Below are 21,346 nucleotides of genomic sequence, written 5' to 3'. Positions count from 1 at the left end.
CCGGCGTATTGGCGCGGGGTTACGTGCGGTTGTTGGTAACGCAGGTGATGCGGGGCGCAGGCGCAGGCGGGGCTCAAGGCGGGGTGGTGCGGGGCGAGGCGCGGGCGAGCTCTCACGCACAACAGTATCCAGCCACTCGTGCGACTATTCAGTCGCACCGCAACCAGATACCGCAAGGAAACATCCCGGGGACTGAGATACCGGTCACCCGTGCGACACGCAAGTCGCACGGTGGACAGATACCTCCCGGAACACCTCACCGAAACTGAGCCACCAGCCCGCCGTGCGATCATCCAGATACACCGCAGCCAGACACCACCCAAAACACCCCACCGAGATTGAGGTACCGGTCACCCGTGCAACCGTCCAGTCACACCGCGACGAGATAGCCCAGGGAACCATCCACCGGACCGAGCTACCGGCCACCTGTGCAACCCACCAGTCGCACCGCAGCCAGATACCCGAAAGAAACCGACCCGTCGCCAAGCTACCCGCCCGCTGTGCGAGCCAATCCTCACACAACGCCCCCAACCAAACCAAATCAGCAAACCGGAACCACCCAACCCGTCGCAATACGAGCGAATCCTCACACGATGGCCGCCTCACCGGCCAGACCACACGATCGGAACCACCCAACACGTCACCATGCGAGCCAACCCTCACACAACGACCTCTCAACCCCTACTGCGAACCGAAATTGACCGCCGACACCGTCACCATGTGAGCCAATCCTCACACAACGCCCCCAACCAAACCAAATCAGCAAACCGGAACCGTCCACTCCGCCAGAATGTGAGCCAATCCTCACACACCAACCTCTCCGACAACCCCAACCACCGAACCCGACCACCCCACCCGCCAAAGTGCGAACCAATCCTCCCATACCGCCCCTCGGGCTTCTGCTCCAAGCCGGCATCAATTGCCGGGAGCGCCACCACGTGAGCCAATCCTCACACGATGGCCCTTGAACCCCTACTGCAAGCCGGAATTAATGATCGGGGGTGCCAGAATGTGAGCCAATCCTCACACGATGGCCGCCTCACCGGCCAGACCACACGATCGGAACCACCCAACCCGCCAAAGTGCGAGCCAATCCTCACACAACGACCCCCGACCAAACCAAATCAGCAAACCGGAACCACCCACTCCGCCAGAATGCGAGCGAATCCTCACACAACGACCCTTGGCCCCCTGCTGCGAGCCGGTTTTGACGATTGGGAGTGCCAGTGTGTGAACCAATCCTCACACAACCGCCTGTCCGACAGCCCAAATCGCTATATCCAATCACCGCACCCCTGAACGTGCGAGCCAATCCTCACACGATGACATCCGAGCCGCGCTTATCATCACTTAACCTCTAACTGATATAACATCGCCCCTTATTATCACTTAACAGCTAACTGATAATAAGGGACGATGGAAACAACGCTAAACGTAAGGCACCAGGCGAAACGCCAAACGCAAGGCACCGAACTCAGCGCCCTGCCCAGCCTCACGCGACGAGCGAGGCGAACTGGCTGTTGTACAGGTCGGCGTAGAAGCCGCCCTTGTCGAGCAGTTCCTGATGCGTGCCGCGTTCGATGATGTCGCCGTGGTTCATGACGAGGATCATGTCCGCGTTACGGATCGTGCTCAGGCGGTGCGCAATCACGAAGCTCGTGCGGCCGACGGCCAGCTGATCCATGGCCTTCTGGATGAGCTCCTCGGTGCGCGTATCCACCGACGATGTCGCCTCGTCGAGAATCAGGATCGGCGCATCCTGCACCATCGCGCGCGCAATGGTGAGCAGCTGCTTCTGCCCGGCGGACAGCGCGGCCTTGTCGTCAAGCACGGTGTCGTAGCCTTGCGGCAGCGATTCGATGAACCGGTCGAGGCCCACGGCCTTCGCGGCTGCCCGCACCTGCTCGTCGGTCACGCCCTGCTTGTCGTACACGATGTTCTCGCGCACGGCGCCTTGGAACACCCAGGTGTCTTGCAGCACCATGGAGAACTGGCGGTGCACCTCGGAGCGCGGGATGGACGCCGTCGGCACGCCGTCGATGCGGATTTCGCCACCGTCCAGCTCGTAGAAGCGCATAAGTAGGTTGACCATCGTGGTCTTGCCAGCGCCCGTCGGCCCGACGATTGCGACTTTTTGTCCTGCTTTCACGGACGCGCTGAAATCATGAATGACCGGCTTGCCAGGCTTGTAGCCGAAGCGCACATGGTCGAAGTCCACGTCGCCACGGGCACGGTCACCCAACGAGTCGCTCATATGCGCATGGCCTTGTGCCGCCTCGATTTGGGCACGATGCTCGGCGAAGCTGCCGGTCGCGTCAACGCCCATCTCTGGCTCCTCGAGGAAGCCGAACACGCGCTCGGACGCTGCGGCGCAACGTTGCAGGTTCTGGAACGCCTGCGCGAACTGGGCAAGCGGCTGCGTGAACAGGCGCACATACATGATGAACGCCACAATCACGCCGAATTCGATGCGCCCATCCATCGCGAGCGCAGCACCCACCACGCATACGGCCACATAACCGAGATTGCCGACGAAGTTCATGAGCGGCATCATGAGACCCGACAGGAACTGCGACTTCCAGCCGGATTCATACAGGCTGTCGTTGTAGCGTTCAAACTGCCGGATCGAATCCGCCTCACCCGAATACGCCTTGACGATCACATGGCCGGCATACATTTCCTCCACGTGCCCGTTGGTCTGGCCGAGCGCGAGCTGCTGCTGGGCGAAGAACCGCTGCGAGACCTTCATGATCACCATCATGACAATCAAACCGATGATGCTGACACCCACCGCGGTGAGCGTCATGGTCACGTTATTGGCGAACATCATGATGAGCGCGCCAAAGAACAGCGTGACCGACGTGACAAGCGCGCCAAGGCTCTGCCCCAGCGTCTGGCCGATCGCGTCCACATCGTTGGTGATGCGGCTGAGTACGTCGCCGTAGCTCGTGTTATCGAAGTATCGCAGCGGCAGACGGTTGATTTTCTTGGAAATGTCGTCGCGCAGGCTTTGCGCGGTCCGCTGGCTGATGGTCGCCATAATCCAGCTTTGCACGTAGTTCAACAGCGCATACCCGACATACAGCGCGACCAGCGTAAAGGCGATGCGGTTGACCGCCGTCAGGTCGATGCTGCCGACGACGGGCTTGCCGTGCACGATGGCCGGCATGCCTTTGACGATTTCGTTGGTGATGTCCTTGATTTTGTCCGGCCCGATGATCTGGCAGACCGTGCCGGCCGCGCCCAGAATGAGCGCGATGATCATCGCGGGCAGGTACCGCTTGCAGTACGCGGCGAGTTTGCCCATGATGGCGTTGAAATCCTGCGGTTTCTCAACCGCGCCTCGGGCTCCCGGCCCGTGACCCATTGGTCCTGGCATGTGTGTGTCCTTTCAGGAAAGCAAAGAAAGAAAGCAAAGAAAGATAACGGTTCTGGCGATTCGCGCCGGCTGTACCACGCCCCGCGCCTTGCGTCAGGAGGCGAGTTCGGCTTCGCTCAGCTGGCTTTCGGCGATTTGGCGATAAACCTCACAGTTGTGCAGCAGCTCCTTGTGTGTGCCCTGACCCACAACGCGCCCCTGGTCGAGCACGATGATCCGGTCGGCGTCCATAATCGTGCCAATACGTTGGGCGACAATGAGTTTCGTCGCGTCCCCGGCCTCGCGGGCGAGCGCCTCGCGCACATCGTGGTCGGTGCGGAAGTCAAGCGCGGAGAAGGAATCGTCGAAGACGAGGATCTCGGGGTGGCGCCACACCGCGCGCGCAATCGACAGGCGCTGCTTCTGCCCGCCGGACACGTTGGAGCCGCTTTGCGCGATTGGCGCCTCGTATGTACCCTCCATGCGGGTGACGAACTCGTCGGCCTTCGCTACGGCGGACGCCTTGCGCACGTCCTCCATCTGCGCGTCGGTCAGGCGTCCGATCGCGCCATCGCCGACGGCATCGGCCTGGCGCAGTTCACGCTCATGCTCGCGCCCTTGCGGGGTGGATGTGTCGATGAGCTCGACATCGCCGATCCGCTCGCCTTCCACGGCCTTGCCGCCCTGGCTTTTGTCGCCGAATGCGATATTGGATGCGACCGTGCCCTTGAACATCACGGATTGCTGCGGTACGTAGCCGATCTTGTCACGCAGTGCCTGGAGATTGTAGTCGCGCACGTCCACACCGTCGACCAGCACCTGGCCGTCGGTCGCATCGTAGAATCGCGGCACCAGGTTGACGAGCGTGGTTTTGCCGGAGCCCGTGGACCCGATGAACGCGACCGTCTGGCCTTGTTGTGCGGTGAAGCTCACGTGTTCGAGCATCGGTTCGCGCGAATCCGGGTAGGCGAAGCTCACATCGCGGAATTCGACGCTGCCGCGAACCGGCGTGCCGTCGGCGTTTGTCGCGCCTTCCATACGGTCGCCGTCGGTGACGTGCGGCTCGGTGTCAAGCACTTCAAGGATGCGCTTGGCGGACACGTCCGCTCGCGGCCACAGCACGAATACCATGCTCATCATCAGGAAGCTCATGATGACCTGGACGGCATAGCTGGAGAACACCACCATGTTAGAGAACAGGGTGAGCTTGTCCATCATGCCGGCGTCGCTGATCAGGTAGGCGCCGATCCAGTAGACGGCGAGCATCAGACCGTTCATCACCGTGTTCATGAGCGGCATCATGACGGACATCGCGCGGTTGGTGAACAGCTGGGTTTCGGTCAGGTCGCGGTTCGCCTTGTCGAACTTGCCCTGCTGGTAGTCCTCGGCGTTGTAGGCGCGCACCACGCGCAGGCCGGTCAGGTTCTCGCGGGCGACGCGGTTGATGTTGTCGGTCAGGGCCTGCATGCTGCGGAATTTCGGCATGACCAGCGACATGATCACGGCGACCGCCGACATGACGATCACGACGGCGATGCCTGTGGCGAACGTCCAGTCCACGCCTTTGCCAGCGATCTTGCATACCGCCCACACCGCCATAATCGGCGATTTGACCAGCATGATCAGGCCCATGGTGATGAACATCTGGATCTGGGTGACATCGTTCGTGGAACGCGTGATCAGGCTGGCCGTGGAGAACTTGTTCAGCTCCTCAAGGCCGAAGGATTCCACGCGGCGGAATTCCAGCGAGCGCAGGCGTTGGGTGAAGGATGCGGAGACACGGGCGGTGATGAAGCCGACCGCGATCGTGCACAGGACCGCGCCCAGCGACACGGCGAGCATCTTGCCGCCGGCCACCCAGACGTCGTGCATCTCGCCGCCCGGGGTTTCCACGAGCTTGGTGATGTCGGCCATGTAGTCCGGGAGTTTGAGCTCGAGGAACACGCCGGCCACGATGAACAGCAGGCCGATGAAGAGTTGGAACCACTCGAATTTCGAGAGGTATTTGCAGATTCGTATCACAATGTGTCCTTTCGGGGACGTTGGTTGGAAACGGGTGATGGGGTTGCGGCTGGTACGCCGGTTGGCGGTGTAGCCGGAAAGTGGGAGGCAGTGATGCGGTAGGAGAGCCGGGCTGGACTGAGCTGAGCGGATCTGGCCAGCCGGGGTGGGGCGGGGCGGGCAAGCGGGCCGAGTGCCCCGACGCCCCGATGCCCCGGTGCTTATGCGAAGGCGCAGGCGGTGTTCGTGGGATCGTCGTCTGCGGGGGTATCGCCTGGCTTGCCGCCCGGATGCTGCCCGGCGGCAGCGGTGCGGGCGGCTTGGGCAACGACGTTCACGCGATCCGCCGCAGGGTCGTAGGGAATGCCCGCACGCTCGAAGGCTTTTGCGATGGCGGTCTCGTCGGGGACGGGATCGTCCGGCCCGCACAGGCTCATGTAGGTAATGAACCGTGTCAGCAGGTTAAGGAACTGCTCGGTACGCCGTTCGCCCATCTGCCCGAACACCCAGCGCATGCGATCCTCCATGGCTTGTTTGTGCAGTTTGACGAGCCGTTCGCCTTCCGGCGTGATGCGCACGATGACGTGCCTGCGGTTCTCCGGGTCGATGGTGCGTGTAGCCCAGCCTTTTTTCTCCAGCGCGGACAGAATCGCGGAAATGCGGCCCGGACTGTTGCCGGTCGCGTCGGCGAGCTGGCTGGGCGTGCGCTCCCCTTTGACGGCGAGTTCGCGCATAACTGCCGGTTCACCACGATGGACACGGTTCATGTTTTCCATCATGGCCGATCTGCCGTCGGTCATGATCTTGTGCATTCGCTCGAATGCGTCATCCTCGAATGCCATCCGGTCTCCTTTCTGGCGTTGGTGCGGGTGTCTTAGCATTGACGCGGACACAGTTGCGCGGGCAAGAGCGTCTCGACATCAATCTGCATCGTTTATACTCTTCATCTTTTACGGTGTCAAATATTGACCCCAGCAAATATGCCTTAAGAGAAGCTGAGTGCGCAATTCGGTCGGGACTCAAGCGGGCGAGCGCAGACAGGACAGTGCACGGACGGGACGGATCAACTCCAAGCGGCAGTAGGTGAGGATCTGCTCACACAACGACGGTGCCAACCATCTAAACCAGTCAGCAGAAGGAGCTCGAGGGCCATCGTGCGAGGATTGGCTCACACAACGACGGCACCAGTAACCCCGGGGGGCGATTCGACCGGGAAGACCGTCAACATGTGAGGATTGGCTCACACAACGACACCCCAAACCACCAAAACCAGCCCACAGCAGGAGCACAAGGACCATCGTGCGAGGATTCACTCACACAACGACGGCACCAGTACCCCCGGGGGGCGATTTGACCGGGAAGACCGTCAACATGTGAGGATTGGCTCACACAACGACCTGCCGGACAGCCCAGAGGCAGGGAGTTGTCCACGCTAGAGGCCATCGTGCGAGGATCCGCTCACACAGTGACCGGGAAGTCGGTCCGGAGGAAGAAATCTGACCAGGAAGGTGGTCGTTGTGCGAGGAATTCCTCACACGATGGCGCCGGCAATCATGAAATCAACTAACCACACCAGCGGACGTCGCAGTACCAGCCGACGAACCAGCCACACCAGCTACCCCAGCCACGCCAGCCACGCCCTCCGAGTCAGCCGAGTCAGCCGCCCCATCCGCTCCAGCCGCGCTCTCCGAGTCAGCCACCCCATCCGACGAACCAGCCGCATCATCCCCCGCCTGCTGCCCATTGACGATTTCGTCAAGCGCGAGATACAGACTGTCGAACAATTCCAAGCTCTGCCGGGCAATCTGACGCCCAGGCTCGGTCAGCGCATACGTGCCGGCGGCGTCATCCTTGACAATCAACCGGTCTTCGGCGAGCGCACCCAGCGTCGCGGACAGCATGCGGTCGCTGATGCCGTCGACCCGATCGCGAATCTGCCCGAAGCGCAATGACCCGTCCAGCAGCGCGGCGAGCACGAGGATGCTCCAGCGGCGCGTGACGTCATTCAACAGTTTGCGCGACGGGCATGCCGCGGCGAAAACGTTGAAATGATGCGGGTTTTTCGGGTTTTCGGAAGAAGTCATGTCATCCATTGTACCGACGACACGCCGGATGCGCTAACAAAAAGTTAGTGGTAGCATCGTCTCAGCGCTAACAAATTGTTAGCTGTTCCGCAGCATCACACACACGGACGCGACGGACACAAGCAAACAACAGAAAACGCAGCCAACGCGGCCGACACAGCGGACACAAGACCACCGCGGACACACCGCAGCCGCAAACACAGCGGGCGGCACACCCGCCGACACGAAAGGAACCACCATGGCAACCATCACAATCTTCGGCACCGGCAACATGGGCACCGCGATCAAGAGCGTCTTCGTTGACGCCGGCGCAACCGTCCAGTCGCTCGATTCGCACTCCGAGAACCCGACCATCGAGGGCGACATCGTCGTGCTCGCCGTCCCGTACCCGGCCCTCGCCTCCATCGCCGAGCAGTACGGCGACCAGCTGGAAGGCAAGACCGTCGTCGACATCACCAACCCGCTGGACTTCTCCACCTTCGATTCGCTCGTCGTGCCGGCTGACAGCTCCGCAGCCGCCGAACTGCAGGCCAAGCTCCCCAAGTCGCACGTGCTCAAGGCGTTCAATACCGTGTTCGCCGCGAACATCGCCTCCAAGAAGACCGGCGACGCCCAGTCCACCGTGCTGGTCGCCGGCGATGACGACGCCGCCAAGGCCGCGTTCATCGACCTGGTGAAGGCAGGCGGGCTCGACGCGATCGACGCGGGCGCCCTGAAGCGTGCGCGCGAGCTCGAGTCCTTCGGATTCCTGCAGCTGGTGCTCGCCGTGCAGAAGAAGATCAGCTTCACCGCCGGATTCGCCATCTATCGCTGATTGCACATAGCGGGTCACAGACGGCAACGCACGACCCGCAGCAGAACCATCGGCAGATCCGCTGGGTTCCGGTATTCGAGGAATCCTGCGGGTCTGCCGATTCGTCATTCCCGAGCGGGAACGCGGGACGTCGCAACCCGCAGTTCCACGTCACGCGAGTCAAGCCTCGATTCCCGCCGTATGGAAAAGATACCGAGGCACTGGAGCCGAACAAGGAAATCCCCATTCCTGCAATACCCACAGAATCGGCGGAATCATGCGAATCCTGGCATGCGGCACGAACCGCATCCGCCCGGGTGCCGAACCCGCATCACCACGCTGCGCGAATCGAACCTCGATTCTCACCGTGCGGAAAAGATACCGTAAGATGGTGCGACCCGCGAACGACCTGGAGCGACACCCGGCGAGCCTGTCATGCAAACATCGGCGGAATCGTGCGGCTTTTGGCATCCGATGCAGACCTGTCCCCGATTACACGCCATCCCCGCACCTCCACACCAGCCGAATCGCCCACCGAAGTCCGCGGTGCGGAGAGGTCATCAAGAAACCAGAATCCTCCATAAGCACTGCGACACCCATGAGTTCGGCGGAATCGTGCGGTTTTTGGGCCATGCGACGACGATTCACCCCACTCGCAGGCACCCGGGTACCGGTCTTGCACGCCACACCACGCATGCCGGCCCTCGATTCCCATCGTGCGGAAAAGATACCAAGGAATGATGCAAACCGAGAACAGTCTAAAGCACGAGCCCACCACACCGGCCAGCTAAGGAATGGCGGAATCATGCGGTTCTGATGACACACCCCATCCCGTGCCCGATTGTCAGCGACCCGCCCCACGACCTGACGCCACCAAACCCGCAACATCGTCTATCAATCTTCATCGTGTGGAACGAATACCGAAGACCCGTGCGACTGCGATAGGCGCGACAACAATTCCGGCGCAATCAGCACAATCAGCGCGCTCGCGCATCGTCCATCTCACCGCATATCAGGCGATTCGAGTTCCGGCAGCTCCCGGTCCATCGCCTGCAGCACCCATCGCACCGGCGATCATCACAAATGCCGCCCGGCAGCACAAGCCGCCGGACGGCACTCTCAAGCGGTCGGAAGCGCTCGATCGCCTTGCCTACTCGGGCACAATCAGCCCCGATCAAGCATCCGCGGATTTGCGATTACGCATCACCAGCAGGATCGCCACCAATGCGACCGTGTACAGCACGGCGAGCACCGGAATCAGCCCCGCATACCGGTGCGACTGGTCGGCGGCGTGCGTCACCACGAAGGATGCCAGCTGATTGCCCGACAGTCCGGCGAACGCCCACGCACTCAACGCGAGCCCATGCACCGTCGAAACCGAGGACATGCCGAAATGCTGCTCCAGCAGCACCGGCAGGGTGGAGAAACCGCCGCCGTATCCCGCGTTCACCAGGAACAGCATCACGAGAATCATCCACAATGTACCGTTGTCGATCGAATGGAACACCACCTGCAGCAGGCAGACGGCGATTGACATCACGAAAATCACCACGTAGCTGGTTTCACGGCGGCGGCAGTGGTCGGACAGCGTGGAGAAGCCCAGTCGGCCGGCCGCGTTGAACACCGCGTCAACCGCCAGCACCGTGCTGATCACGCCGGCGGTTGCGGTCGCGAACGTAGCGGCATCAAGCCCGGCGAAGCGCGGCATCACCGCGAGCGCATCATGCAGAATGTCCTTTTCCTGCGAAATCAACGCGAGACCGCACGTGATATTGAGGTAGAAAGCGAGCCAGATTGCCCAGAACACGGGTCGGCGCATGACCGTGCGACGCCTGACGCGCGCGGCGGCGGAGTACACGTAGCCTGCGGGACGGCGAATCAGCAGGAATCCGGCGAACATCATGATCGCGTACACCACGGCAAGCACATAGAACATGTTCACAAGGCCGACGGAGGCGATGAGCCAGGTCATCACCGGGCTGGCGATCGCCTTGGCCAGGCCGAAGCCCGCAACCGCGATGCCCGTGGCCAGGCCTTTGTTGTCGGAGAACCAGAGCATGAGGTTCTTGACCGGCGTGAGATAGCCGACGCCCAGACCGACGCCCATAATCGCGCCATAGCAGATGAACACGCCGGGGAGCCAGCCGGCTGCGATGCTTGCGCCCGTACCGGCGAATCCGGCGACGAAGCAGACCAGGCTGATCAGCGCAGAACGGCGGATGTCCTTCTCCACGACCGGTCCCAAGAACGCGGCGGACATGCCGAGGAAGAAGATCGCAAGCGAGAAACCCCATTCGATGGTGCTTGGCGCGACGTGCATCTGGTCGGCGATGAGCTGTTTGAACACGCTCCAGCAGTAGACGGTGCCGATGGAGATGTGGATGAGCAACGCGGGGACGACCGCGCGCATCCAACGATTGTCGAGACGGCCCGGCGTATGGGCCGCAGGGCTGGGCGCGACAGGTGCGACGCCGGCCGGACGGGTGGATGATGGTGAAATCGGCTGGGTAGTGGTTGCCATAACTTCCTCTCCGCAGCGAGTGCGGAGATGTTCGGTTAACACCTTCGCATCCCTGCCCGCACGACTGTATCAGGCTTTTTCTGCGGGCGCAGGAATGTGAGTGGCGTCACATGCGAACAATGAAAATGTTCGTTTCCGTGATGATTTTCGGGCTGATTGTGCGGTGCTGCGCGGTTCGCGCGAGCGATGATGTTCGGTTGCGAATGAGGGCTGTGTTTCCGGCAAACCGGCGGCCGACAGGCAGAACATCCCGATTTATACGGGCTTATACATCGCTATACATCGCTATACAGCCCTATACTTCACTATACATTGCTATACTTTTCTATATTCGACGTCCGTACCAGCACAGATGGATGCCCAAGGAGAATATGCACGATGACGAAGGACCAAACCCAGTCAATGCTTCAGGCGCTCAATCCATTCATGCCAGGAGCCGGAATGCGCCCGCCAGAACTCGTCGGACGCGAAAAAGACCTCGAAATCATCGACCGCATGATCGCCCGCGTCAAACTGCACGCCATGGACCGCGGCATCATCTTCAGCGGATTGCGAGGCGTAGGAAAAACCGTGCTGCTCGTAGCCTGCCAAGAGCTCGCAGAGCGCCACGGCATGACAACCGCGCGCATCGAGGCAACAGGCGACGCCGACACCGATTACGATGCGATGTTCGCCGCACTCGGCAGAGCCATGATTATGTCTGGGCACGGTTCACTGTTCAGTTCCATCCAGAACAAACTCGCCAATATCGAATCAATTTCATTGAACTTCCATGGTATTGGGGCAAGTATCGACACCAATAGCCCAGACACCCCAGGCACCAATTCCATGCGCCTCGAACTGCTCGTCGAATCAATAGCGCAACAACTACAGAAGAAAGACTCAGGTCTGTTTCTTTTCATTGACGAGTTCCAAGAGATGGCAAGCGAACCACTCGGCACGCTCATATCCCTGCAACATCGCATGGGGCAAGACAGCCTGCCGTTCTACATCATCGGAGCTGGCCTGCCGAATCTCCCGGGTGTACTCAGCAGATCGAAATCCTATGCGGAGCGGCTCTTCGAATACCGCGTTATCGGACAGCTCAGCAAGCAAGACACCGCCGAAGGATTCCAGAAACCTGCGGAGCGCGAAGGCCGGCCGTTCCAACCCGACGCACTTGAGGAACTGGTCAAAGTGAGCCAAGGATACCCCTACTTCATTCAGGCGTACGGCAAAGCCGCGTGGAACGCATCGGACTCGTCCCCCATTGCATTACGCGCAGTCAAGGAAAGCGAAGCCGACGCACGAGCCGAACTCGACGAGGGCCTCTATGCCTCCCGATGGCAACGCGCAACCGTTGCCGGCAGAGAATATCTGGCAGCCATGGCGGCAATCAGCGGGGATGAGCCAAGCTCTACGTCTGACGTGGCCCGCAGACTCGGGAAAAACACGCAGCAGGCTTCATCCGTCAGACAATCGCTTATTGAACTGGGACTCATCTATTCACCGGCTCGCGGCAAAGTCGCCTTTACTGTGCCGGATATGGGCGAATTCATTCTCCGCGTGTCGCCTGCGGCGGGGCAGACATATGACGGGAAGCGATGATTTCGTCACCTTGCCGGTCACACGCTGTAACGCTACAGCGCAGCAGCCATCGTCTGCCGGCGGGCGGCGACGGAGGCGTTGAGGCGGGCGAGGTCACCCGGGGAGAGCGCCAGCCGCGCGGCGGCGAAGGAATCGTGGATTTCCTGCGGATTGCGAGCGCTGGGGATGGTGAACAGGCGCGGGTATTGCGCCAGCTCCCAGGCGAGCGTCACCCGCTGGTGGGAGACACCGAGTTTCGCGGCGACCTCACGGAACGGGTCGTAGGCATGCTGATCAACCGGGTCGAGGAAGCCGCCGAGCGGGCTCCAGCACACGAACGCCAATCCAAGCTGTTCGCAGTATTCCAATGTATGCTCCGGGTCGGGGTGCGAGGGTGAGAACTGGTTCTGCACGGCGATCAGCCTGTCGCCGAGTATGCTCCGCGCGATATCGATCTGTTCGCGGTTCACGCGCGAGATTCCGGCATATCTGATGACGCCCGCGTCCAGCAGGTCACGCAGCGCTCCGACCTGGTCGGTGTACGGCACCGCCGGGTCCGGGCCGTGAGAATACAACAAATCAAGCGCCTCTACCCCGAGATGCGCCGCCGATTCCTTCGCGTCGCGAATCATGGTCTCCGGCCGTGAATCCGCCATCCAGCCGTAGCGACTGCCGACAGCCTGCAAATGCTGGCGGTCCGGCTCTGCAGCGTTCTTCGCGTCGAGTGTTTCACGGGAAACATCAGCCGCGGAGGCCGCAGAATCCCCAGAAGCCCCAGACGCCCCAGAAGTCTCGGCATTCCCGCCGGCTGCAACCGCCTCGCAGGTGCGTCGATACCCGGTTTTCGTGGCGACCAGAACGCGCTCGCGCGGACCATCCCACGAAGCGAGCGCGTCGCGAACCAACCGCTCCCCATAGCCGAGATCCTCGGGCTCGCCGGTTCCCGGACGGCTAGGCAAGTAATACGACCACGCCGTGTCCAGATATCGGACACCTTCGTCAAGCGCCGCATGAATTGTCTCGATGGCGGTCTCGCGATCCGGACGCCCCTCGATCGCGAGCGCCATCGTCCCCATGCCGATGCGCGGAATCCCGAATCCCGCAAGCCGCCCGTCGCGTGCGTCGCACTCACCGCGCCCATTGCGCACGCCGCCCATCACACTCATCTCGTCCATTCACCATCACCCCGTCAAGGCTCGCCGTTTTCAGCCGCCTGCCGCCGCGGCCTGCTGTCTGATTCCCGCCCCGCTCAGTCGCTCGGGAAATCACCGAGCTCAATCGTCGGGGTCTGCATGCCGAGCGCCCGCATCTCGACAATCGGATTCATGAACTCACGCTCGCGGTAAATCAGCCCGTCTCGCATTTCGAACGAATAAATGAAATGGTTGCGGTAGAACACCGGGTCATGGCCGGGCAGGTTGATATTGCCCTCGCCATCGCATTCCGCCCACACGCGATCGGGATCATCGGTTGTCCAAATAGTGATATTGCTCCATGCCCAATCAGGGAAATGCTCCGATGACCACACGTCGTATTTCGCGATATTCTCGCGCCCCTGGGCGAAAACCGGCTCCCCGGAATCCGATGTCCACAATCCGGAAATCCCGTCCTCGCAGAACAGCTCATGCCGGTGCAGCAGCGCATCGCCATGCCCGGAATGCAGGTACTTGTCCACCACCGCGCGGTTACGTTCGCGCCGAGCCTGATCGTCTTCGAAAGTCATACCACCACTGTCCACACTGCGCAGGACAAGCTGTTCCGCCTTGGCCTGCGCCCGGCCCACGCTTGTCCGGGGGCGTTGCCTAGGATGGCCTCACAACCGAACGGGAGCCCGCAAGGGCTGAGAGGAAGCCACGACTTCGACCGTCAACTTGATGCGGGTAATGCCGCCGTAAGTATGCGATTGTTCGTTCCGTGATTTCCCTTGGCGTTTGCCCAATCCCCGATGATTCGACCGACGGCTGGGCGGCGCACATGCGTCCCCTTCCCCGTCGCGAGCGCGGCACCATCATCATCGTGCCGAACGCGAATCAGACGGATCCTGTTCGCGACAATAAACACATAACAGAACAAGCATGACCGGGTCATGAAGGAGCGCACCGCCCAATAGGTACGGTTTCTTCACTGACCCGTTTTTGTTGTGCGGCCCGGCTGCACCGTATGCGGCAGGGCGGCACCGACGGGAAGGACCATCATGATCGTCAACGGACAGCAGGAGACGCTCGAGACGCCAATCAGCGTCACAGAGCTCATCGAGGAGCGCGGGCTGCGCCCCGAGCGCGTGGCCATCGAACTCAACGGCGATATCGTGCCACGCAACAAGCGCAGCGAAGTCATGCTGCATGACGGCGATACCGTCGAAATCGTCACCTTCGTGCAGGGCGGCTGAGCGCAGACGCCAGGCCGCAAGCGCAGGGCGGCGTCAAGCCTGCCGGCGGGCGCGTCCGCGGTCACGGTCACGGCCATCCGTATCCCCACTCGGCATCACCACTGCCCTGAACCCATTCGCAACAACCAACCACCAAACCCCAACCACCAGAGCGCACCATGACATTCACACCATCAGCAACCCCCGAACAGACCGCCGCACGACAGCAAGCCTTCGACAGCCTGCCCGACCCGACCACACTCGTCAGCCGCGAGGAGATCCGCGCGGCCCTGCTCGACCGGCACACCGCCGCCACGCAAGACAAGCTCGACGCCGCACACGTGGCGATTTGCGGGCTCGGCGGGCTCGGCTCGACCATCGCCGTCGCCTTGACGCGCATCGGCGTCGGGCACCTGCACCTCATTGATTTCGACCGTGTCGACATGACCAATCTCAACCGCCAGCAGTACTTCCTCAAGGATCTCGGCCAGTACAAGACCGAGGCGCTGCGGGCGAACCTCAAGCAGATCAACCCGTTCACCGACATCACCATCGACACCGTGAAAGTCACCGACGAGAACGTGCCGACGCTGTTCGAGCATGAGGACATCATCTGCGAGGCGTTCGACGTGCCGGAAAACAAGACCATGCTCGTCAACGCGGTGCTCGAAAACCTGCCGGACAAGAAACTCGTGTCCGCCAGCGGCATGGCGGGCTACCGCAGCTCGAACCTCGTACACACCAAGCGGGTGTCCAGGAACTTCTACTTCTGCGGCGACGGCGAAACCGCGCCCAAGCCGGGAGCCGGGCTCATGGCACCGCGCGTCGGCGTGGTCGCCTGCCATGAAGCCAACATGATCACGCGGCTGATCCTCGGCGAAGAGGACGCATAATCACGGCCTGTACGCGTGCCTGCCGGTTCGTCACAAACGGTGCACCGGCGGGCACGCGTACATCACCAACTCACACACAGGAGCACACTCATGAGTACTGCAACCGACAACACAACAGCGCAAGACAACGTTGAACCAAGCCTCGACGAACTGGTCGGCACCGCGACCAACACCGCGATCCTGCCCGAGCCGGACGCACACGCCTATGATTCCATCGCCACCGGCGAATCCGACCCGCTGATCCTCGGCGGACACAAGTTCACCAGCCGGTTCATCCTAGGATCGGGACGGTACGATCTGAATCTCATCAAGGCGACCATCGAGAACGCGGGCACGCAGATCGTCACCATGGCGTTGCGCCGCTGCCGCACCACCGACAACAACCTGCTCGACTACATTCCTCAGGGCATCACGATGCTGCCGAACACATCCGGCGCGCGCAACGCGAAAGACGCGGTACGCATCGCCCGGCTCGCCCGCGAAGTATGCCAGACGGATTTCGTGAAAATCGAAATCGAGCATGAGACGAAGTACCTGCTGCCGGACAACCGCGAAACCATCAAAGCCACGGAAATCCTCGCCAATGAAGGGTTCGTCGTCATGCCATACATGTTCCCCGACCCGATCGCCGCACGGCAGCTCGAGGAGGCGGGCGCCGCATGCGTCATGCCGCTCGGCTCGCTGATCGGTTCGAACAAAGGGCTGCGGATGCGTGATTTCATCGAGGTGATCATCGCCAACGCGCACGTGCCGGTGATCATCGACGCCGGTATCGGCCGGCCGAGCCAGGCCGCCGAAGCGATGGAAATGGGCGCGGACGCGGTGATGGCGTACACGGCCATCGCGAGCGCGGGTAATATTCCGCTCATGGCGAGGGCGTTCAAGCATGCGATCGAGGCGGGACGCGAAGCGTACCTGTCCGGGCTGGGCACGGTGACCGAAGGCCATGCCGTACCGTCAAGCCCGACGAATGCGGCGGATTACCTGCACTGAGCGCGCCGCCCAGGCTTGTGCGGTGGCGGTCACTCAACGCTGATTGCCGCCACCGCCGCATGCAGAATCATGCCTTTGCCCATCCGGTTCAGGAAGTTGCGTTTCGTAAGGCACCACAGATACGCGAGATACCCGTCGATCACTGAGTGCATTTATGCAAATCGTGGGTTATGGTTAACGCAGATTGCCGGCTGGGACCGCCGACCGCGTACATTCCGCTCGACACGGCCGGTAAGTCGCAGTACGTTTCTCATCGATTGCCGGTTCACAACAGCGAGAACAAACCGGGCTGACAGACGTCAGCAGACAAGAAATTCCCGCACGAAGCATACACGACGTCATCGGGCCACATGCCCGACTGAACTCACACGGACTGCGGGAGAACGTCTACCAGCCTGTCGCCAGAAGAACAACTCCCGGTTTTTCGTGGGAGATTATCACGAATATGCGAATCAGATGATGTTCTCCCAAATAGCTATTTCGGAGCAAATTCAAGAACCGCGGAATTCCAACATTCTCATTTGGGAGATATTACCCAGAAGCACGCAATACTCACAAACTCCCGGATTCGAGTGGGAGAACATCGGCGAATCGCAATATCCGCGACTTCTTCCGGGAGAACACCATCCAAAGGGCTGGATTGGCCTGGACTCCCAGATTCCAACGGAAAACATCATTCAGCCGACCGGTCAGACCAAATCAGCCCACCGCCCGCAAACCACACCGCACCGCCGACGCAACAGCCCACTGCAACACACCAGCCCACAGCACCGCACCGGCCTACTGCAGCGCCTCCTGCAAGTCGCGGTTCTGGTAGCGCTCGTGCAGCAGGCAGTATCCGCCGAACACGAGCAGCCACACCAGTCCGGCGATGGCCGGGCCGCGTGTGTCCGAGGCGAGGAACAATGTCACGTACACGAACACGAAGAACGCGATCGCGAGCGCATCGGTGAACCGGTAGGCGGGCATCAGGAAGCCGTCCGCAATGAAGTCCGGCGAACGGCGGTACCGTTCGTGCGCGATCATCGTGAGAATGTAGATGAAAATGATCACCGCACTGGAGGCGCTGGCAAACAGCACGAACGCACTGGACATCTTCGGGAACGCGTTGATGATCGGCGACAGGAGAATCAGCGCGGCGGATACGAGGATCGCACGGGCGGGCACGCGGCGGCTTGAGACGACACCGAGCTTGTTGAGCTGCGGGGACGGCGAGTCCACGGCGAGCTGGTACAGGTGACGCCCGGCCGAATAGAGCAGCGAGTTGAGGGCGCTGGACGCAGCAGTGATCACAACGAAGAACACGAGCGCGGCTGCCCAGTCGAGGCCCGCATAGCGGAACACCATGATGAACGGCGAGGCGAAGGAGCCGTCGGCGTTGGGCTTGAAACTGCGCCAGGGCACGATGACCATGATCGCCAGCAGCGCGCCCACGTAGAAGATGAGCACGCGCACGATGATCTCGTTGATCGCCTTCGGCAGCACCTTGCGCGGGTTCTGGGTCTCGGAAACGGTGACGCCGACGAATTCGATCATCTCGTAGGCGAAGAACACCATCTGGAAGCTCATGAGGAAGGCCAGCCAGCCGTTGGGCGCGAAGGAGAAGCCGTTCCACAGGTTGTCGAAGCCGGCGTGTCCCGCGGGACTGACCCCGTCCGAGCCGGCGATATGGACGGACGGGTAGTGATAGCCGATGACCACCATGACGACGGCGGTGACGATCATCGCGACAATCAGCGTGATCTTGATCATCGAGAACCAGAATTCCGCTTCGCCGAACGCTTTGACGGCAATGAGGTTGATGGTGGTGAGCGCGGCGAGGAAACACAGCTCGATCAGCCATTTCCAGGCGCCAAGTTCGATGCCGAAGGTGCGGAAGAAGGTGACGAAATACGTGCTGACCGCGGTGATTTCGGTCATGCCGATCAGCACGAGGACGATCCAGTACGACCAGCCGGCGAATCTGCCCCAGCCGTGGCCGAGATACCGGTCGATGAAGTTGATGAAGGTGTGCTGGCTGGGATCGCGGTACATCATTTCGCCGATGGCGCGCATGAGCAGGAACATGATCGCGCCGACGGCGATATACACGAGGACGATGCTCGGGCCGGTGAGCGCGATGGACTTGCCGGAGCCGAGGAACAGGCCCGTGCCGATGGTGCCGCCGATGGCGATGAACTGCACGTGGCGGTTGGTCAGGCCGCGCTCCATCTGATTGCCCTTGTCCAGGCTTTCGATGGATGCGATGCGGGAAGAATCACCGGGGGCGTTGCCGGTCTTCGCATTGCCGGACGCGCTGCCGGCGGAAGAAGAATGTTCACAAGAGGTCATAATATGTTCAACCCTACTCTTGATTGCCGCCCATCGCATCATTGCGGGGCTTGGGCATCCCCTCCGCGTCTGTCGCCATGCATCTTGCTGCGCAGGGCGGCATTCATGCGCTCAAGCTCATTGATGCGGCGAGCCTGCTGTTTGATAATCAGGTTGGAAACGTCGTCGGGCGCCGGATCGCGACTTCCCTCGGTTTGGGTTCCGGGATCGTTCCGTTGCGCCGCTGGCTGCCGGGCCGGCAGTGCAGGTGATGGCGCTTCAAGGCTGCCGGCGATATGGTCAAAGCTCTGGTCGAGGCTCTGCCGCACGACCAGCGCATGCTCATAGCGTTTGACAAGACGCGCGATGACTTCGCTGTCGCTCATGTCTTCGCTGGCTTTCGCGGTTTTCATGGCCGATTCCTTCCATCTGGCCACGCAGCGTTCGATGCGCTTATACCCGATGAGTTCCGGCGGCAGCCCCGCTTCCCTGAATATTTTGGTCGGCGATTCGCCGGTAAGATACCGGATGGTGCACACGTGCCGGAACGTGTCCGAGTAGGTGATGCGATTACGCGTCACATTGGCCACCGCCGGCAGTGCCCTCAGCTGTCTGACTTCCTCGTCGCTGAATCTCCCTCCGCTTCGTGCCATGATCGTTTTCCCCTTCCGTACCATGCCCGCCAAGGCTCCGTGCGTATTGTCCAGCGATTGTAGGGCCGGCCGCTTGGCGCATGCCCCCATCTTCGCCCCCGCGCCGACGGCAGCGGCGTATCCGCAATATACGAATCGAGGCTGCCGGCCCATGGTATGAATCCATGGGCCGGCAGCCTCGGAATACGGGCCCGCGACCTGTACGGCCCGAATGAATCGGACCGTGCACAGTCAGCGGATGCCCGGGTCAGCGGGCATGCCGACGGGATGTCAGGGCAAGGCTCACGCCTGCCGCGGCGACCAGCACCGCCACGAGCGTGAACAGCGCCGTGCCTGCCGCGCCAGTCAACGGCAGTTGCGAGGCGTTCTTCACGTTGAGCACGGTGATATCGCCATTGGTTTCAGTGGCCAGGCCGAAGGTGTCGCCTTCAATGGTCACGGTCGCCGTCTTGTCGCTGTTCTGCGTGATGGTCACCTTGAACGTCGGCAGGAACTGCTGGGAGTACCCGGCGGGAGCCTGGGTCTCCTTGACGGTGTAGGTTCCCGCGGCGAGACCGCTCCATGCGGCCTTGCCGGTGTCACCGGTGGAGACCGGGGAACCGATGGAGCTGTTGCCGGATTCGTCGTACAGCTGGAACACGGCCCCCTTGAGGGTGTCTCCATCCTTGTTCTTCTTGGTCAGGCTGAAACCGTAGTTGTAGACTTTGGTCGTTCCGATACCGGAGGTGCCGTTCTTCGTGGTGATGGTCGCGCTGTTGCACACGCTGCCGTCCGCGATGGCGTCCGCGGTGACCGTGGCGGCATAGGTGATCACGAGATTCTGGCCTGCATAGGCCGGCGTTTTCGTCGGATCGGTGACGGTGAACGTCGTCGTGGTGCCGTGTGCCGTGTCGCCGCTCGGGGTGATGGTGAACAGGCTGGTGATGTCGTTGCCTGCAGCATCGGTGATCTTGTATCCGGCGGAAGTCACCTGCAGACCCTTGGATGCGGTATCGGTGACGGTGAAGGCATATTCGTCGAAGCCGGCGGCGTTTGCAGGGACCGGTGCCGTGATGGTGTACTCGAGGGTGTCTCCCACGCTCGCGCTCTTGCCGTCGACACTGATGCCGGCACGTTTGACTTCCTTGACGGGCGGCTTCGGCGTGTTCTCGTTCTTGGCGTTGAATTCGCCGAGCGCCGTGATATTGCCTTGGCCGGTTCCGGTATCGCCGACGACGGTGAAGGTTCCGGTGCGGCCGTTGAGCTCGGTGGCGACGATCGCATTGGTTCCGGTTGCCGTTGCCCCGTCTTTGGTATAGGTATCGGTGATGAGGTACCAGCCCTCACTTGCAACGGGGATGCTCGCCGAAGTGGCGTCGACCCCGGCAGTGGCGGTACCGTCTACGGATTGGCCGGTAGCCGCGAGTTTGCTGGCGAATGCACGCAGCTGCGCCGCATCGAACGTTGCCACATATGCGGCCGGGTTGCCGGCGTACAGCTTCTTGTCCGCCGCGGACGCGTTGCCGTCGGCGTCGAGCCCTGCCGCGGTCTTGACCGCGTCGGACCATTGCGCAACTGTGGTGACTTCCACCTTGGTGGTGTCGTTCGGGTCAACTGTGAGGTTGGCGAACTTGTATGGCGTGTAGGTGTGGCCGGACTGCGAATTGTTCACGGTGATGGCCACCCCGGCGGCCTGGGCGCCGGAAGCGCCGATAGCCATGCCGCCCAGCATGGTCGCGGTCGCGACGATGCCTGCGAAAAGTGTCCTCATGTTCATGAGAACCTCCTCTCCCTTGTGTGTGTGCTTGTTGTTTGCTATCACGGGAA

At 61.5% G+C, this 21,346-nt stretch carries 16 protein-coding genes; 5 read left to right on the top strand and 11 right to left on the bottom strand.

Annotated features, from left to right (window positions below):
- Positions 1-1,492 precede the first annotated feature (1,492 nt).
- The 4 genes from WD012_RS03805 to WD012_RS03790 form a co-directional block, all read right to left on the bottom strand.
- Positions 1,493-3,367 carry an ABC transporter ATP-binding protein gene (locus WD012_RS03805; protein WP_339562607.1) on the bottom strand — a complete coding sequence of 625 codons (1,875 nt, stop codon included), beginning with the start codon at positions 3,365-3,367 and terminating at the stop codon, positions 1,493-1,495.
- Between the two features lie 105 nt (positions 3,368-3,472).
- The gene (locus WD012_RS03800; protein ID WP_339562453.1) at positions 3,473-5,380 is read right to left on the bottom strand and encodes an ABC transporter ATP-binding protein; all 1,908 of its coding nucleotides are present in this window, start codon (positions 5,378-5,380) and stop codon (positions 3,473-3,475) included.
- A gap of 200 nt (positions 5,381-5,580) precedes the next feature.
- On the bottom strand, positions 5,581-6,201 hold the full coding sequence (locus WD012_RS03795) for a MarR family winged helix-turn-helix transcriptional regulator (protein ID WP_339562452.1): 621 nt from the start codon (positions 6,199-6,201) through the stop codon (positions 5,581-5,583).
- 717 nt (positions 6,202-6,918) lie between these two features.
- Positions 6,919-7,443: a winged helix-turn-helix transcriptional regulator gene (locus tag WD012_RS03790; protein ID WP_339562451.1), complete on the bottom strand. Its 525-nt coding sequence runs from the start codon at positions 7,441-7,443 to the stop codon at positions 6,919-6,921.
- 238 nt (positions 7,444-7,681) lie between these two features.
- Here WD012_RS03790 and WD012_RS03785 point away from each other — a divergent pair, with 238 nt between their 5' ends.
- Positions 7,682-8,257 carry an NADPH-dependent F420 reductase gene (locus tag WD012_RS03785; RefSeq protein ID WP_339562450.1) on the top strand — a complete coding sequence of 192 codons (576 nt, stop codon included), beginning with the start codon at positions 7,682-7,684 and terminating at the stop codon, positions 8,255-8,257.
- Between the two features lie 1,153 nt (positions 8,258-9,410).
- Here the strand turns inward: WD012_RS03785 and WD012_RS03780 are convergent.
- Positions 9,411-10,646: an OFA family MFS transporter gene (locus WD012_RS03780; RefSeq protein ID WP_339562606.1), complete on the bottom strand. Its 1,236-nt coding sequence runs from the start codon at positions 10,644-10,646 to the stop codon at positions 9,411-9,413.
- A gap of 489 nt (positions 10,647-11,135) precedes the next feature.
- On the opposite strand from WD012_RS03780, the gene WD012_RS03775 reads away from it, so the two are divergent.
- On the top strand, positions 11,136-12,344 hold the full coding sequence (locus WD012_RS03775) for an ATP-binding protein (protein WP_339562449.1): 1,209 nt from the start codon (positions 11,136-11,138) through the stop codon (positions 12,342-12,344).
- 32 nt (positions 12,345-12,376) lie between these two features.
- Here the strand turns inward: WD012_RS03775 and WD012_RS03770 are convergent, their stop codons facing one another.
- Both WD012_RS03770 and WD012_RS03765 read right to left on the bottom strand, forming a co-directional pair.
- Positions 12,377-13,489, bottom strand: coding sequence for an aldo/keto reductase (locus WD012_RS03770; RefSeq protein WP_339562605.1), 1,113 nt, complete (start codon positions 13,487-13,489; stop codon positions 12,377-12,379).
- Between the two features lie 83 nt (positions 13,490-13,572).
- The gene (locus tag WD012_RS03765) at positions 13,573-14,046 is read right to left on the bottom strand and encodes a PhzA/PhzB family protein (RefSeq protein ID WP_339562448.1); all 474 of its coding nucleotides are present in this window, start codon (positions 14,044-14,046) and stop codon (positions 13,573-13,575) included.
- A 471-nt stretch (positions 14,047-14,517) separates the two neighbouring features.
- Between WD012_RS03765 and thiS the strand changes: the two genes are divergently transcribed.
- The 3 genes from thiS to WD012_RS03750 all read left to right on the top strand — a co-directional run bounded on the left by thiS (position 14,518) and on the right by WD012_RS03750 (position 16,577).
- Complete coding sequence (thiS, locus tag WD012_RS03760) at positions 14,518-14,712, top strand: sulfur carrier protein ThiS (RefSeq protein ID WP_339562447.1); 195 nt, start codon at positions 14,518-14,520, stop codon at positions 14,710-14,712.
- A gap of 158 nt (positions 14,713-14,870) precedes the next feature.
- The gene (gene thiF, locus WD012_RS03755; RefSeq protein WP_339562446.1) at positions 14,871-15,584 is read left to right on the top strand and encodes a sulfur carrier protein ThiS adenylyltransferase ThiF; all 714 of its coding nucleotides are present in this window, start codon (positions 14,871-14,873) and stop codon (positions 15,582-15,584) included.
- Positions 15,585-15,674: 90 nt separating this feature from the next.
- Complete coding sequence (locus tag WD012_RS03750; RefSeq protein ID WP_339562445.1) at positions 15,675-16,577, top strand: thiazole synthase; 903 nt, start codon at positions 15,675-15,677, stop codon at positions 16,575-16,577.
- A gap of 29 nt (positions 16,578-16,606) precedes the next feature.
- On the opposite strand, the gene WD012_RS03745 is transcribed toward WD012_RS03750, so the two are convergent.
- The 4 genes from WD012_RS03745 to WD012_RS03730 form a co-directional block, all read right to left on the bottom strand.
- On the bottom strand, positions 16,607-16,729 hold the full coding sequence (locus tag WD012_RS03745) for a hypothetical protein (protein ID WP_339562444.1): 123 nt from the start codon (positions 16,727-16,729) through the stop codon (positions 16,607-16,609).
- Between the two features lie 628 nt (positions 16,730-17,357).
- Positions 17,358-18,908 (bottom strand): amino acid permease, encoded by a 1,551-nt coding sequence (locus WD012_RS03740; RefSeq protein WP_339562443.1) that lies wholly within the window; start codon positions 18,906-18,908, stop codon positions 17,358-17,360.
- Between the two features lie 38 nt (positions 18,909-18,946).
- Entirely contained in the window at positions 18,947-19,540 is a 594-nt protein-coding gene (locus tag WD012_RS03735; protein ID WP_339562442.1) for an HTH domain-containing protein, read from the bottom strand.
- Positions 19,541-19,787: 247 nt separating this feature from the next.
- Positions 19,788-21,290, bottom strand: a complete 1,503-nt coding sequence (locus WD012_RS03730) for a SpaA isopeptide-forming pilin-related protein (protein WP_339562441.1) — start codon at positions 21,288-21,290, stop codon at positions 19,788-19,790.
- Positions 21,291-21,346: the final 56 nt, after the last annotated feature.

This window comes from Bifidobacterium thermophilum, from assembly GCF_037482445.1.
GTDB lineage: Bacteria > Actinomycetota > Actinomycetes > Actinomycetales > Bifidobacteriaceae > Bifidobacterium > Bifidobacterium thermophilum_B.
The sequence above is the reverse complement of the archived record's forward strand: the minus strand, read 5'-3'. Positions and strand labels throughout refer to the sequence as shown.

Coding starts and splice junctions, on each gene's coding strand:
- WD012_RS03795 (WP_339562452.1), bottom strand. CDS start 6,201: ATGGCATTCGAGGATGACGCATTCGAGCGAATGCACAAGATCATGACC.
- WD012_RS03750 (WP_339562445.1), top strand. CDS start 15,675: ATGAGTACTGCAACCGACAACACAACAGCGCAAGACAACGTTGAACCA.
- WD012_RS03740 (WP_339562443.1), bottom strand. CDS start 18,908: ATGACCTCTTGTGAACATTCTTCTTCCGCCGGCAGCGCGTCCGGCAAT.
- thiF (WP_339562446.1), top strand. CDS start 14,871: ATGACATTCACACCATCAGCAACCCCCGAACAGACCGCCGCACGACAG.
- WD012_RS03790 (WP_339562451.1), bottom strand. CDS start 7,443: ATGACTTCTTCCGAAAACCCGAAAAACCCGCATCATTTCAACGTTTTC.
- WD012_RS03745 (WP_339562444.1), bottom strand. CDS start 16,729: ATGCACTCAGTGATCGACGGGTATCTCGCGTATCTGTGGTGCCTTACG.
- WD012_RS03765 (WP_339562448.1), bottom strand. CDS start 14,046: ATGACTTTCGAAGACGATCAGGCTCGGCGCGAACGTAACCGCGCGGTG.
- WD012_RS03780 (WP_339562606.1), bottom strand. CDS start 10,646: ATGCGCGCGGTCGTCCCCGCGTTGCTCATCCACATCTCCATCGGCACC.
- WD012_RS03805 (WP_339562607.1), bottom strand. CDS start 3,367: ATGGGTCACGGGCCGGGAGCCCGAGGCGCGGTTGAGAAACCGCAGGAT.
- WD012_RS03730 (WP_339562441.1), bottom strand. CDS start 21,290: ATGAGGACACTTTTCGCAGGCATCGTCGCGACCGCGACCATGCTGGGC.
- WD012_RS03775 (WP_339562449.1), top strand. CDS start 11,136: ATGACGAAGGACCAAACCCAGTCAATGCTTCAGGCGCTCAATCCATTC.
- thiS (WP_339562447.1), top strand. CDS start 14,518: ATGATCGTCAACGGACAGCAGGAGACGCTCGAGACGCCAATCAGCGTC.
- WD012_RS03770 (WP_339562605.1), bottom strand. CDS start 13,489: ATGAGTGTGATGGGCGGCGTGCGCAATGGGCGCGGTGAGTGCGACGCA.
- WD012_RS03785 (WP_339562450.1), top strand. CDS start 7,682: ATGGCAACCATCACAATCTTCGGCACCGGCAACATGGGCACCGCGATC.
- WD012_RS03735 (WP_339562442.1), bottom strand. CDS start 19,540: ATGGCACGAAGCGGAGGGAGATTCAGCGACGAGGAAGTCAGACAGCTG.